General features: G+C 70.0%; 12 protein-coding genes and 1 pseudogene. 5 read left to right on the plus strand and 8 right to left on the minus strand.

All coding sequences use genetic code 11. The features are described 5' to 3' along the window. Positions 1-34: 34 nt before the first annotated feature. The 3 genes from ACIRPU_RS34000 to ACIRPU_RS34010 all read right to left on the minus strand — a co-directional run bounded on the left by ACIRPU_RS34000 (position 35) and on the right by ACIRPU_RS34010 (position 3,233). Complete coding sequence (locus tag ACIRPU_RS34000) at positions 35-946, minus strand: carbohydrate ABC transporter permease (RefSeq protein WP_403874287.1); 912 nt, start codon at positions 944-946, stop codon at positions 35-37. 4 nt (positions 947-950) lie between these two features. Then, a complete protein-coding gene (locus ACIRPU_RS34005) occupies positions 951-1,835 on the minus strand; it encodes a carbohydrate ABC transporter permease (protein ID WP_403874289.1) in 885 nt (294 codons plus the stop codon). Positions 1,836-1,916: 81 nt separating this feature from the next. Then, complete coding sequence (locus ACIRPU_RS34010; protein ID WP_403874291.1) at positions 1,917-3,233, minus strand: ABC transporter substrate-binding protein; 1,317 nt, start codon at positions 3,231-3,233, stop codon at positions 1,917-1,919. A 242-nt stretch (positions 3,234-3,475) separates the two neighbouring features. Between ACIRPU_RS34010 and ACIRPU_RS34015 the strand changes: the two genes are divergently transcribed. Beyond that, positions 3,476-4,528 carry a LacI family DNA-binding transcriptional regulator gene (locus tag ACIRPU_RS34015; protein ID WP_403874293.1) on the plus strand — a complete coding sequence of 351 codons (1,053 nt, stop codon included), beginning with the start codon at positions 3,476-3,478 and terminating at the stop codon, positions 4,526-4,528. A gap of 264 nt (positions 4,529-4,792) precedes the next feature. On the opposite strand, the gene ACIRPU_RS34020 is transcribed toward ACIRPU_RS34015, so the two are convergent. The 4 genes from ACIRPU_RS34020 to ACIRPU_RS34035 all read right to left on the minus strand — a co-directional run bounded on the left by ACIRPU_RS34020 (position 4,793) and on the right by ACIRPU_RS34035 (position 8,657). Continuing rightward, a complete protein-coding gene (locus tag ACIRPU_RS34020) occupies positions 4,793-5,662 on the minus strand; it encodes an alpha/beta fold hydrolase (protein ID WP_403874295.1) in 870 nt (289 codons plus the stop codon). A 166-nt stretch (positions 5,663-5,828) separates the two neighbouring features. Next, positions 5,829-6,050, minus strand: a complete 222-nt coding sequence (locus ACIRPU_RS34025) for a hypothetical protein (RefSeq protein WP_403874297.1) — start codon at positions 6,048-6,050, stop codon at positions 5,829-5,831. 319 nt (positions 6,051-6,369) lie between these two features. Next, positions 6,370-7,851, minus strand: coding sequence for a sensor histidine kinase (locus tag ACIRPU_RS34030; protein WP_403874383.1), 1,482 nt, complete (start codon positions 7,849-7,851; stop codon positions 6,370-6,372). 56 nt (positions 7,852-7,907) lie between these two features. Next, positions 7,908-8,657 (minus strand): response regulator transcription factor, encoded by a 750-nt coding sequence (locus ACIRPU_RS34035; RefSeq protein ID WP_355708644.1) that lies wholly within the window; start codon positions 8,655-8,657, stop codon positions 7,908-7,910. Positions 8,658-8,891: 234 nt separating this feature from the next. Between ACIRPU_RS34035 and ACIRPU_RS34040 the strand changes: the two genes are divergently transcribed. Both ACIRPU_RS34040 and ACIRPU_RS34045 read left to right on the plus strand, forming a co-directional pair. After that, a complete protein-coding gene (locus tag ACIRPU_RS34040; protein WP_403874300.1) occupies positions 8,892-10,244 on the plus strand; it encodes a ferric reductase-like transmembrane domain-containing protein in 1,353 nt (450 codons plus the stop codon). Between the two features lie 7 nt (positions 10,245-10,251). Continuing rightward, positions 10,252-10,746 carry an FMN-binding protein gene (locus tag ACIRPU_RS34045; RefSeq protein ID WP_403874302.1) on the plus strand — a complete coding sequence of 165 codons (495 nt, stop codon included), beginning with the start codon at positions 10,252-10,254 and terminating at the stop codon, positions 10,744-10,746. Positions 10,747-10,927: 181 nt separating this feature from the next. Here the strand turns inward: ACIRPU_RS34045 and ACIRPU_RS34050 are convergent, their stop codons facing one another. Next, positions 10,928-11,956 carry an RNA polymerase subunit sigma-70 gene (locus tag ACIRPU_RS34050; protein WP_403874304.1) on the minus strand — a complete coding sequence of 343 codons (1,029 nt, stop codon included), beginning with the start codon at positions 11,954-11,956 and terminating at the stop codon, positions 10,928-10,930. A gap of 401 nt (positions 11,957-12,357) precedes the next feature. Here ACIRPU_RS34050 and ACIRPU_RS34055 point away from each other — a divergent pair, with 401 nt between their 5' ends. Together ACIRPU_RS34055 and ACIRPU_RS34060 are read left to right on the plus strand one after the other, a co-directional pair. Beyond that, positions 12,358-12,795 carry a VOC family protein gene (locus ACIRPU_RS34055; protein ID WP_403874306.1) on the plus strand — a complete coding sequence of 146 codons (438 nt, stop codon included), beginning with the start codon at positions 12,358-12,360 and terminating at the stop codon, positions 12,793-12,795. A gap of 93 nt (positions 12,796-12,888) precedes the next feature. Further along, positions 12,889-13,170, plus strand: a pseudogene (locus tag ACIRPU_RS34060) (nitroreductase family protein); the annotation flags it as partial. Positions 13,171-13,566: the final 396 nt, after the last annotated feature.

Below are 13,566 nucleotides of genomic sequence, written 5' to 3' on the forward strand. Positions count from 1 at the left end.
GCGGACTGCTGCCGGCCGAAGGGCCGGTGGGGGGTCAGCCCTTGACGGCGCCGGAGGTCAGACCCTTCATCACCTTCTGGTTGAGGAAGAGGTAGATCACGAGGGTGCCGAAGACGTTGATGCAGATCGCGGCGAACAGCGGGCCGTACTGGGTGGCGCCGAAGTCGCCGGTGAAGTTGAGCAGTCCGACCTGGATGGTGCGCAGATCCTGGTTGTTGGTGAAGGTCAGCGCGATGAGCAGGTCGTTCCAGATGAAGAAGAACTGCACCAGGCCGACGGTGAGCAGGGCGTTGCGGACCATGGGCACGCTGATGGTCCAGAAGGCGCGCAGGATCCCGGCGCCGTCGATGGTGGCCGCCTCGAACAGCTCACGGGGCACGGTCTTGTAGTAGGTGGCCATCATGAACACCGTCAGCGGCAGGCCGGTGCCGGTGTAGGTGAGGATCAGCGGCCACAGAGTGCCGGACAGCCCGGTCTGGAAGTACACGGTGAAGAGCGGCAGCAGGATCATCTGCGGCGGCACCATCATGCCCGCGAGGAAGACCAGCAGCGTCAGGTTGCGTCCCTTCCACACCATGACCTGCAGGGCGAAGCCCGCGGCGGTTCCCAGCAGCAGGATCAGGGCGAGCGCGGGCAGCACGGCGAGCAGGCTGTTCTGGATGTAGAGCCCGATGTTGCCGGTGGTCCAGGCCTCGGTGTAGTTGCCCCACTCCCACGTGGTGGGCAGGCTCCACGTCGAGTTGTTGAGGTAGTCGCTGTTGGACTTCAGCGAGGTCAGGAACATCCAGACGAGCGGGTACACCTCGACGACGAGCAGCAGCGCGACGACGATCCTCACCCACAGGCGGCCCGGACGGCGTCGGCGCGGCCCGGCGTTGCCGACCCGGCGCTCCTCGCCCCCGCCGTGGTGAGCACCGGAGGTCTTCGAAGGCATGTCGATGGCCATGGGTTCAGCCCTCCGTGAGGTCGCGCCGCGAGACGCGGAAGACGACCAGCGTCACCAGCAGGCACACCACGGTCAGCAGCAGCGCGATCGTGCTTCCGTAGCCGTAGTCGCCGTAGGTGAACGACGTCTGGAACATGTACAGGGTCAGCGGGGTGGTGGCGTTGCCGGGGCCGCCGTTGGTCAGCGCGACGATGGAGTCGAAGACCTTGAGCGTGCCGTTGATGCTGAAGATGAGCGAGGACATCAGCACCGGGAACGACATCGGCAGGACGATGTGGCGGATGAGGCGCAGGCCAAAGGCGCCGTCGAGTCGGGCGGACTCCAGGACCTCTTCGGGGATGTCGACCAGGCCGGCGAAGAGCAGGACGGCGTAGAAGCCCATGGAGCGCCAGATGTCCATGATGATCAGGACCCAGAAGGCGTGACCTGCGCTGCCGAAGAAGTCGATCGAGTCCAGACCGACGGCGTTCAGCAGGGAGTTGACCGGCCCGGTCTGCGGGGCCACCTGGAAGAACTTCTGGAAGAGCAGCCCCACCGCCACGGTGGGCAGGACGACGGGGAAGAAGACGAGCGTGCGGATCAGTGCCGAGGCCCTCTTGAGGAAGAAGACGTAGAGCAGCGCCAGCAGGTAGCCCGCGACGACCTGGCCGACGGTCACGACGACCGCGTACTTGGCGGTGAACCACAGGGCGTCCCGCACGGCGGGGTCGGTGAACAGGCGCTGGAAGTTCTCCAGGCCGTTGCCGGTGAAACCCTCGATGGTGTTGCCCTCGGTGAACGAGTATCCGAGCGACCACACCATGGGAACGAGCATGATCAGCGAATAGACGAGCAGGGCGGGACCGAGCAGGATCAGGACCGCCTTGCGGTCACCGAGCACGCGGTGCATGAGTGAAGTCCAGTTCGTGTGGGTGGGTGGCGGGACTCGGGAGCTGCCCAGGGGTTCACGGTCCCTGGGCAGCGGTCCGCCCTACTGGGCGGTCAGGGCGTCCTGGACGGTCTGCATGAACTTCTCCGGGCTCAGGCTGCCGTTGACCAGGCCGGCCGCGTTGGTCTGGCTGACCGTGGTGGCCTTGGTGGAGAACAGGGCCTCGAACCACAGCACGTTCTGCTTCGAGGACGTGATCGTCCGGCGGACCTGGCCGGTCACCTCGTTGGCGTCCTCGACCTCGGTGTTGACCTTGAATCCGGAGATGGAGCCCTGGTCCTTCAGCGCGGTGCTGCCGTAGTTCTTGGTGATGCAGGAGACCCAGTCGCCGGTCTTCTCGTCGAAGGACTGGGCGCCCAGGGTGATACCGAGGCCCACGTTGGAGGGGTACTGGTCGATCGATCCCTTGCCGCCGCCGACCGCGGGGAAGGGCATGAAGCCGACGTTGTCGGCGCCCACCGTGTTCTGCTTCTCGTCGGCGATGTTAGCCAGCGCCCAGCTGCCCATGTAGAACATGGCGGCCTTGCCCGACAGGAACTGGTTCATGGCGGTGTCGTAGTCGATCGATCCGACGCCCTTGCCGAAGTAGCCCTTCTCGCCCAGGGCGGCGATCACCTCGGCGGCCTTGACGTATTCGGGATCGGTCAGCTGGGCCTTGCCGTCGGCGACGTCCTGCATCGCTTCGGGGCCGAGGCTGCGGTACAGGTAGCCGCTGATCAGCCGGGTCAGGGGCCAGCCCTGCTGACCGGAGGCGGAGAACGGCTGGATCCCCTTGGCCTCCAGCTTCGCCGACGCCGCGACGAGTTCGTCCCAGGTGCCGGGCACGCTCAGGCCGTTGGCGGAGAACATCTTCTTGTTGTAGAAGATCCCCTCGATGTTGTACTCGTACGGCAGCACCTCCAGCTTGCCGCCGTACAGAGCCTTGATCGTGGACACGGCCGCAGGCTCCAGCTGGTCGTAGACTCCCAGCTTCTTCAGCTCCTTCTCCAGGTCGGCGACCTTGCCGGACTTGAAGAGCTGCTGGGTGAGCGCCGGTGCGTTGCCGGCCGCGAACTGCACCGGAAGGGCGTTCTGGCCGGCCAGCAGCTGCAGCTTCTGGTCGAGGCCGGCCTGCGGCACCGTCTCCACCTTCAGCGGCAGGGCATCGTCCGCCGTCTTGCAGGCTCCGTCGGCGAGGGTGCCCAGGGCCGTCTTGACGGTGGTGTTCTCCGTGACGCTCAGGTAGCTGAAGTTCTTGGGTGAGGAGGTCGAGCCTCCGCCCGTCCCTCCGCAGGCGGAGACGAGAACGACCATGGCGGCGGCGCTCGCGGTGAGGCCGGCGAGGCGGGCCCTTCTGGCGGCGGACGAGTCGGTGGTCACAGCATGGCTCCCAGTCATCGTTGAACGGAGACGCACGGCGTAGGCCTGCGGAGGGGATCGGATCCGGAGAGAGGTTCGTATAACGTTCTCTACGTCGGAATGCGCACCACAGTGCACTCACCTTCAGCAATCGTCAAGGCATCAAGTCGTAACCTCGAGGAAAAGCAGTCCACATCTAGCGGACCAAGACATCAATCGTGTAGACCGTTGTATCCAGCAGTGAGAACCAGGGAGCGCACCGTATGCAGCAGGGCTCGCAGCGCAAGAAGCGCGTGACGATCACCGATGTCGCGCAGCATGCCGGAGTGTCAACCGCTGCGGTCTCCAAGGTGATGCGCAATGCCTACGGGGTCAGCGCCGCCATGCAGGAGAAGGTCCGTGCCGCCATGGCCGAGCTCGACTACCGGCCGCACGCCGCGGCACGCGGCATGCGCGGCCGTACCTACACGATCGGCGTCCTGCTGGACAACATCCGCAACACGTTCTTCTCCGACATCCTCGACGGCGTCCGCGACCAGCTGCAGAACAGCGAGTACACGGTACTGATCGGCGCGGCGGGCTTCGGGGCGGACGCGCAGAGCAAGACCATCCAGTCGATGGTCGACCGCCAGATGGACGGCCTGATCCTCATCGCGCCCGGAACACCACGCGCCGAGATCCTCTCCATGGCCGAAGCGACTCCCACCGTCGTCATCGGCCATCACGACCCCTCCGACCTGCACGACTCCGTCGTCGACGCGGACGGGACGGGAGCCGGTCTCGTCGTGGACCACCTGCACTCGCTGGGGCACCGCAACATCACACTGGTGTCGTCTCCCGGCACCCGCTCCAGCAGATGGGCCCTCACCCCGGAGATCGTCCTGACCAACGGATACGTGGAAGCCATGGGCCGTCACGGCCTCACCGCCGAAACTCGGGTCTGCCGCGCGACCTACTCCGACGAGGGCGGCTACAAGGCCGGGATGAGCCTGCTGAACAGCGAGGACCGACCCACGGCCGTCATGGCCGGAGCGGACGTCGCCGCACTCGGCGTCTGGCGGGCGGCTCACGAACTCGGCCTGCGGGTACCTGAGGACGTCTCCATCGTCGGCTACAACAACACCGCGGTCGCCGACCTCGCCACCGTCCAGCTCACCAGCGTCGACCAGGCCGGCCACAACATGGGAGCGACCGCCGCCCGCCTGCTCATCGAACGGGTGGAGGGCAGGCGGGAGCACGCCGTGCAGACCAGCATGACCCCACGTCTCGTCGTACGAGACAGCACCGCGTCACCCAGGCCTGAGTCTTCGCGGTAGCGGGATCGGCCGGGCTGAGCCGAGCCGAGCCGAGCTGAGCTGAGCTGGGGAGCGAAGGCCGTTCACACCGCAGGCGATCACGCCTTACCGGCACAGACCGCATGCCAGGGTCAGGAACCGGCTCCCGGCGCGCCGCGGCCGTACCGGCTGCTGCTTTCCGGGCTGAGCGCGTCTCCGGCGGACCTCCGCGCCGACCGCTACTTCCCCGGGACCTTCCCGGGCCTCCCCGGGCCTCCCCGGGCCCTCCCCGGGCTGACCGGCGCCTCAGAGCACCTGGACCAGTTCGTCCAGCATGCCGCCGACGGTGCCGACGGCCACCGAAAGATGGCCCTCGCCCTCTTCGAGATGGGCCACGGCCTGCGGGACGTTCGCGGCGAGCCACCGCCCGTGGGCGAACGGCACCATCAGGTCCTCGCTGCCCTGCCAGACGAAAGCCGGCACCCTGATCTCCTCCATCGAGAAACCCCAGGGCTTGGTGAAAGCGAGGTCGTCATCGACCCAGCCGTCCACGCCGAGCCGCAGCCCCTCCGCGAAATTGGCCGCCAGGTCCTCCCCCAGCTCCGCCGTCAGCACCGCACGGTCGACCGGGGAGAGCAGACTCTCCATCCCGGCCAGCAGCCCCGCCGCGTCGGTGTCGCGCAGCCCGGCCGCCGCCTGCTCCAGGAAGGGACGCAGCGCCGCCTCACCCCGTACGGCCAGTCCGAACTCCTCGATGTTGCCCTCCCCCATCCCGGCCAGGAAGTCCACGTCCGGCAGGCCGTACGGCGCGACACCGGCGATGACCAGGACCCCGGCCACCCGGTCGGGCAGCCGCGCCGCCGTGGCCAGGGCGTGCGGCCCGCCGCCGGACCAGCCGCCGACCAGGCAGCGCGGTACGTCGAGATGGTCGAGGACGGCGCGCACGTCCGACGCCACGTCCACGACATCGCGACCCGGCGCGCGCGTGGACGAGCCGTACCCGGCACGTGAGAACGTCACGAACCTCAGCCCCCGTTCGTGAGCGGCGCGTTGCATGGAACGGATCGGCGGCAGGCCACCGGGGGTGCCGTGATGGAAGACCAGCGGGATCCCGTCCTCGGGCCCGGTCACGGCGATGTCGAGCTGTCGGCCGTCGCGGTTCGCAATCAACGTCATGAGGAAGAGTGTGCGGGAACCCGACAGGACGGAAGCCGTTCCCGACGCCACGAAGCAGTGGAGAGCGCGGTGGCCGACCTCCCCAGGCTGCTCACCGCGCTCTCCATCCGACGCACGGATACCCCGAGATCTCCGCCCTACACGGACCCGTGGCGGTGTCTCTCGGTCAGAACAGCTGCTCCTGCTCGGCCGACACCGCGGTCCGTCGCCTGGGCCGTGCCGCACCCGGGGCGGACTTCTCGTCGCCGAACAGCGGGGGCGTACCGTACTCGTCGGACACGGCCGGGACCGGGACCCGCCCGCCCGGCGGCTCCGTGCGCAGCGGGGCCTCGCGGTCGAAGTCGTCGGGGGTCATGCGCGCCCAGTCCTGCCCATGCCGCTCGCTCACTCGCTGCTCCCATCTCCTGCGCCGGCTGCGCCCTCGCACTGTCATTCACCTTCCCCGTACCCGCATGCGTCGATCATGACTGCTGCCTGTTGCCTGTTCGCCGGGCCGCCGGGGACGTCCGTGGTCGGGAACGGGAGGCGAGGGCCGGTGCCTTGGCGACTCCGGCGTCCGCACGACAGGGGGCGGACCTTCACGGAGACGGCCGTCCGGAGCGGAAGGTTGCCCGTGCCCGGGAGGGTCTGGCCGACGCGAAGGGCGTCGACTGCGGCGAACGGGTTGCGGCGGCCGGTCATGGGCGGGGAAGCGCCTCGGCAGCCGATCACCCGTCGTCGGCGGGGACCCGTACCGTGAAGGTGGTCGAGCCGGGGGTGCTTTCCAGCGCGACGCTGCCGGCGTGGGCCTCCGCCACCGCCGCCACGATCGACAGGCCGAGGCCGGTGCCCGTGCCGCTCTCCACGCCTTCGGTGCGGCGGCGGTCCCCGTGGGTGAAGCGCTCGAAGACCCTGGGCTGGACGTCCGCGGCGACGCCGGGGCCGTCGTCGTGCACCTTCAGCGCCGCCGTGCCGTCCTCGGTCTCCAAGGAGATGGTGATCGTGCTGCCGACGGGTGTGTGAAGGCGCGCGTTGGCCAGCAGATTGGCCAGCACCTGATGAAGCCGATGGGCGTCCCCCTGCACCGTCACCGGCTCCTCGGACAGCTCCAGCGTCCAACGGTGTCCGGGGCCCGCGGCCTGCGCGTCCGTCACGGCGTCCAGGACCAGACGGGTCAGGTCGACGGGACGGCGCTCCAAGGGGCGCCCCGCGTCCAGACGGGCGAGCAGCAGAAGGTCGTCGACCATCTCGCCCATGCGGGCCGCTTCGGCCTCGATGCGCTCCAGGGCCCGCGCCACCTTGGGTGGCACCGGACCGGGGTGCAGCAGTGCCAGCTCCGCGTGACCGCGGATCGACGCCACGGGCGTGCGCAGCTCGTGGCTGGCGTCGGCCGCGAAACTGCGCAGCCGCTCCTCACTCGCGTGCCGTTTCGTCAGTGCGTCCTCGACGTGGCCGAGCATCGTGTTGAAAGCGTCGGCGACGCGCCCGACCTCGCTGCGCGGGTCGGCTTCGGGGGCGCGTGGCCAGAGCCCCACCTCGCCGCTGGAAAGCGGCAGTCGACTGACCTTCGTGGCGGTCGCGGCCACTCTGCTGAGGGGTCGCAGCGACCAGCGCACCCAGAGGGCTCCCGCGAAGCCGGCCACGGCCAGCGCGGCGCCGAAGACGACCGCGGCGACCAGTTCCAGCCGGTGGACGGTGGCCTCGACGGGCTCTGTCGGCAGACCGGTGATCAGAACATCGCCGTCTCTGCCCTGCACCGCCATCACACGGTAGTCGTCCAGCGCCGAGAGATCGATCGTGTGCCCGCGGCCGTCGGTCGGCACGGCGGCGAGTGTGCTCCTGTCGGCGGCCCCGAGCGTGACGTCCAGCACGCCGGTGCCCGTGCCGGAGCCGGAGCCCACCACCGCGGCGTTCGTGACCGTGTCACCGACCAGCCGGGCGCCGAAGGTCCCGACGGTCTGCCGGCGGGTGTCGCCGTCGCCGGCCTCGTCGCCGTCGTGGTCCGAGGGCCGGGTTCCGCCGTGCTCCAGGCTCGCCGGGAACCGTTCGCCCGCGTCGTGCAACTGCTGGTCGAGGCGGCCGGTGAGAAAGCCGTTCAGCGCCACCACCGCCGCCACCCCGACGGCCGCGCAGCTGACCGCGAGCAGCACGACGAGGCCGGCGGTGAGCCGCGCCCGCAAGGTGTGCGGCCGGGGCAACCGGGCCGGCAACCGCCTGGCCGCCCGCCCCAGCCGTCCGCGTGCGAGGCGCTGTCGCGCCGCTCTGCTCACCGGACCACCGGCTTCAACACGTACCCCGCGCCCCGCACGGTGTGGATCATGGGCGGGCGGCCCGCGTCCACCTTCCTGCGCAGGTAGGAGATGTACAGCTCGACGACATGGGCCTGGCCGCCGAAGTCGTAGGACCACACCCGGTCGAGGATCTGCGCCTTGCTCAGGACGCGTCGCGGGTTGCGCATGAGGAAGCGCAGCAGTTCGAACTCCGTCGGGGACAGCTCGACGAGCTCGCCACCGCGGGTGACCTCGCGGGCCTCCTCGTCCATGACCAGGTCGCCGACGGTCAGCCGCGGCCCGTCCGCCAGCTGCCGGGCCATGCCGGCCCTGCGCAGCAGTCCGCGCAGCCGGGCGACGACCTCCTCCAGGCTGAACGGTTTCGTCACATAGTCGTCGCCGCCCGCCGTGATGCCCGCGATGCGGTCCTCGACCGCGTCCCGTGCGGTCAGGAAGAGCACACACACGTCGGGGCGCACGGCCCGCAGCGAGCGCAGCACGGCGAAGCCGTCGGTGTCCGGGAGCATGACGTCGAGGACGATGGCGTCGGGCAGCAGCTCGCGTGCCGCGGTGACCGCCGAGACCCCGTCGCCCGCCGTCCGTACCTCCCAGCCGTCATAGCGCAGGGCGCCGGACAGGACCTCGGCGAGGTCGGGGTCGTCGTCGACGACGAGGACCCGGAGCGGGCCGCCGTCGGTCCGGGTCAGCACGGGGCGGCCGGAGCCGCGGGGGCGGGAAGTGTTCATCTCACGTACCAGGATGCGGGCTCGCGGCGGCCTGAGCTGTCTTCTCAACCTCTGAGTTCCCTCTGAGTACGCCGTGCCGCCGGTCGGCACCGATCGCCTCGGCGACCCTTCCCACCTGCGGCGGGGCCGCGCCGGCCATCAGTCGCTGAGAGCGGACTCAGAGGTTGCGCGGGCACAGTGTCGTCCCGGACGGCCGAAGTACGGGGTCGTACGGACAGCCGAAGGGACATGCGGATGACGACGGCCTATGCGCGACGAAGGGTGGCCCCCTCGCCTCCCGCTCCACGGCGCTCCCCTGTCGGCCCCGTGCTCGCCGTCCTGTGGGGCGGTGCCGCCGCCGTGGTCGCCCTGTGGTGGCACGGCACGGGGTCGGTCGTGGGCGCCGCGGGCTGGCTGACGGGGGCCGGGCGGATCGCGGGACTGCTGTGCGGGTACGCCTGCGCCGTCCTCGTCGGCCTGATGGCCCGCGTCCCGCTCCTCGAGCGCCGCATAGGCACGGACCGGGTGACGCGCTGGCACTCCATGGCGGGCCGCTACACGGTCTGTCTGCTGACGGCTCACATCGTGCTGATCCTGCTCGGGTACGCCACCCAGGACGGTTCCTCGATCGTGGACGAGACGCTCACGGTGATCCTGGACTACCCGGAGATGCTCAAGGCCGCCGCGGGCACCGGGATCCTCTTCGCGGTCGGGTTCGTCTCGGCGCGTGCGGTACGGCGTCGGGTCAGCCACGAGTTCTGGTACTACGTGCATCTCCTCACCTACGCGGCGGTCTTCCTCGCCTTCGGCCATCAGCTGGCCCTGGGATCCGACCTCGTCGGCAGCCGTCCGGCTCAGGCCGCCTGGTACGCGCTGTACCTGGGCGTAGCGGCTCTGGTGGTGTGGTTCCGGATCCTCGCCCCGGTACGGCTGAACCTGCGTCACCGGCTGCGGGTCGACTCCGTGCACCGGGAGGCGCCGGGTGTGTACTCCGTCGTCGTCCGGGGCCGGCGGCTGGACGAGATGGGCGCGCGTCCGGGGCAGTTCCTGCGCTGGCGCTTCCTCACCGAGGGCATGCGCTGGACCTCCACGCCGTACTCCCTGTCGGCGCCACCGCGCCCGGACCTGCTGCGCATCACCGTCAAGGCGCTGGGCGACCACAGTGCGGCCGTCGGCCTGCTGCGGCCGGGCACCCGCGTATGGGTGGAGGGGCCGTACGGGGCGCTGACCGCGGACCGGCGGAGCGTGCACAAGTCCCTGCTGATCGCGGGCGGTGTCGGCATCACCCCGTTGCGGGCCCTGTTCGAGACGCTGCCCGGCGACGTCACCCTCCTCTACCGCGCCCGCACGGCCGAGGATCTCGCCCTGGGCGGCGAGCTAGAGACCGTCGCACGCCGGCGCGGGGCGAAGGTGCTGTACGCGCTCAACGGCCCCCATGGCCGACGGCCGGACCTCACGGCCCCTTCCCTGCGCGCGGCGGTGCCCGACCTGGACGCCCACGACGTGTACCTGTGCGGCCCGCACGAGTTCGCGCGGGACCTGTACGAGGCGCTGCGCGCCGCGGGGGTCCCCGACCACCGCATCCACCACGAGTCCTTCGAGCTGTGAGGCCGTCTTGCACACGTTGAGGAAGAACCGTCCGCTGCGCCGCATCGTGCTGGCGAGCGCCGCGACCGTCTCCGGGATGGTGTTGCTGCTGTCGCTGAAACCGCACACGACGCCGGCCGTCGCCAGCTCGGCCTCCTCCCCCGCGCCGTCCAGCAGCTCCAGCGCATCGAGCGGGACGACCGGGTCGAGCGGATCGGACGGGTCGAGCGGATCCGCTGCCACGGGAACCCAGACCCTCACCGGCGACTCCGTCCAGACCCGCTGGGGCCCCGTCCAGGTCCGCGTCACGCTCGAGGACGGCAAGCTCACCGACGTCACCGCCGTCACCTACCCGCAGGAGAACCCGAGGGACCAGCAGATCAACGCGTACGCCATCCCGCAGCTGACCAGGGAGGCGCTCACGGCCCAGAGCGCCGACATCGACACCGTCTCCGGTGCCACGTACACCAGCGACGGCTACCGCGAGTCACTCCAGTCGGCCCTGGACTCCGCGAGCCGATGACAGGCACCCGCCATCTGGGCGTAGTGCCGCCGCCCCTCTCGGACTCTGCCGTTCCCGTCGGCCGCCCAGGTACTCGGCGTGGCCGTCGGCCGGGAGGCGCTCGTGCAGCTCCAGCTGCACCCGCCCGCGGGTGACGACGCCTAACGCGCGGCACCCCGCAGCGCGAGCGTCCACACCGGGACTACTCCCTGCCGTCCGCCGGCAGGCGCTCCGGCAGCCCGAGCCGCGGGAACTGGTCGTCGTGGAACGTGACGATCTCGGTGATCGCCCCGCCGGTGACGCGCAGGACGTCGATCGTCAGCGGCAGGTACGCGTCCTCCCGCTTCCGCCAGAGGTAGAAGGCGAGGGCGGGCTGGCGGTTCACGGAGGTGAGGACGGCGCGCAGGCCCCTCATGCCCTCGAAGCCGCTCTCGACCCAGTCGTTCACCACCGCGTCGCGGCCGACGTACAGGCCCGGTGTGGGCGGCATCGAGCAGCGGACGTCGTCCCGCAGCAGTGCGGCGAGCGCGTCGACGTCCGTGGCCACGCTGGCGTCGGTATAGCGGCGCACCAGCTCACGCGTCCCCGCGTCCTGTTCGCCGACGGTCCAGTCCTGCCGCTCGGCGGGCAGGTGCTCCCGCATGCCGGCGCGGGCCCGCTGCAGCGCGCTGTTCACGGAGTTGACGGAGTCCCCGAGGCACTCCGCGACGTCCTTCGCCGGCCAGCCGAGCACGTCCCGCAGGATCAGCACGGCACGCGGGCGAGGCGCGAGGTGCTGGACCGCGACCAGGTATGCCAGCTCGATCGTCTCCCGTGCGACGGCGACGGTCTCCGGCTCGTCCGCGTCGCCCGCGGGCAGCTCGTCGAGCAGCCGGTCCGGGTAGGGCTGCAGCCACAGCACCTCGCCGCCGGTCGCGGGATCCGGACGGCACTTGGCGAGCAGGTCCAGGCAGGCGTTGGTGGCGATCCGGTACAGCCAGGCCCGGAACGTCGACCGCCTCTCGAAGGTCTCCCGCCGCCGCCAGGCGCGCAGGAACGTCTCCTGCACGGTGTCCTCGGCGTCCTCGAACGACCCGAGCATCCGGTAGCAGTGCACGTGCAGCTCCCGCCGGTGCCGCTCCGCCAGCGCAGAGAACGCCGACTCGTCGACGTCGTCCAGCCGGCTCTCGCCCCGACCACCCACGCCCAGACCGCCCACGCCCAGCTCCTCCAGCCGCGTGTCCGCACTCATCACGTCATCCGTCCGCCTCGTCGTGTCCTGTCGTAGGTATGACGGGTGCGGGCGCGAAAACTCATCACCAGCCTCGCGCTTTCACGGGCTGGGCTGTCCGACTGGTGGTGAAGAAGGATGAAGAACCGTATCGGGTCCCACCCGCGTGTCCGCGTCAAGGAGGGCGGTCGCGCGCTCGGCGGTGACCGCCTCGCGGATGTCGCGATACCGCGGTGCGACCCGACCGCCTCCGACCCGGTCGCTTCCGACCCGGCGGTCCAGTCCTGCCGGGTCTGGTCCCCGGCGGGCCAACACGCCGCTGGTGCCGGTGGACAGGTCACGGTCGACCTCGACGTGCCCTGGTACGCGGCTGCGGCCTTGCCGGAAGGACCCGATCGGGCCGGCTCGCTAGCATGCGATGCATGGCCATCAGACTTGAGAACGTCGGCATCGCCGTTCGCGACCTCGAAGCAACGATCTCCTTTTTCACCGACCTCGGTCTCACGGTCGTCGGCCGTGACACGGTCAGTGGTGAGTGGGCCGACACCGCCGTCGGCCTTGATGGCAATCACGCCAACATTGCGATGCTTCAGACGCCGGACGGTCAGGGTCGCCTTGAGCTCTTCGAGTACATCCACCCCGAAGCGATCGAGTCGACGCCCACTCGTCCCAACGAGATCGGCATGCATCGCGTCGCCTTCTCAGTCGACGACATCGACAAAGCCCTTGAGGCGGCCGCAAAGCACGGATGCCATCCGCTTCGCGGTGTGGCGACCTATGAGGACGTCTACAAGCTCACGTACGTCCGCGGTCCCAGCGGCATCCTTGTGATGCTCGCCGAGGAGCTGAAGAAGAACTGACGGCTGATCGGGTCAATCAGCCTCGTGCCGACAAGGCGGGCTGCCCGGCTGGTGGTCAGCCGAAGTCCGTGCCGGCCCACTGTCCCGAGCTTCGTCCTGTTCTGCTACCTCGACCGGAACATGGGGCCCGGCCAGTGGGGGGACGCCGGGATGTACCTGCAGACGGTCATGCTGCTGCTGAGGGCGGAAGGGTTGCACAGCTGCCCCCAGGTGATGTGGACGATGTATCGCAAGACCGTCAGCCGGACAGTCGGAGCCGACGGTGGGCTCGTGCTGTTCTGCGGTGTCGCGGTGGGGTTCGAGAAGGAAGGCGTGCCACAACTGCGCACCGAGCGGGCGGACATGACAGAAACAGTGAGCTTCATCGGAGCGTGACCCGCTGACCGGCGATCCCGGCACCAGACGGACCGTCACGTCCCCCAAGTCGAGTCGACGTCCCCTTCGGTGCCAGGGCCGCTGGGACTGGGGGGCACCAATGGCTTCGCGATGCCCCGGCCTGCCGCGATCCGCATCTCGTCACGACGCTCCGCGACGTAGGCATGGCCGATCGACCAGCCAGGTCGTGGGTGTTTGCGGGAGCGTGGGGCCGCAGGACCGCGACAGCCTCCTCGGTCAGTCCTGCGCCGGCTGGCAGCTCGGCAATGTGCGGCGCCGCGTACGACGTGCCGCCCTCGGGATGAGCCCGAGCAAGTCACCTCAGGCGGCGGGGCGGAGGCACTGTCAGGTGTCGGCGCTGAAGTACGCAGCGGCAGCGTCGATGAAGCGGTCGTG

Source organism: Streptomyces sp. NPDC102259 (assembly GCF_044766465.1).
Lineage (GTDB): Bacteria > Actinomycetota > Actinomycetes > Streptomycetales > Streptomycetaceae > Streptomyces.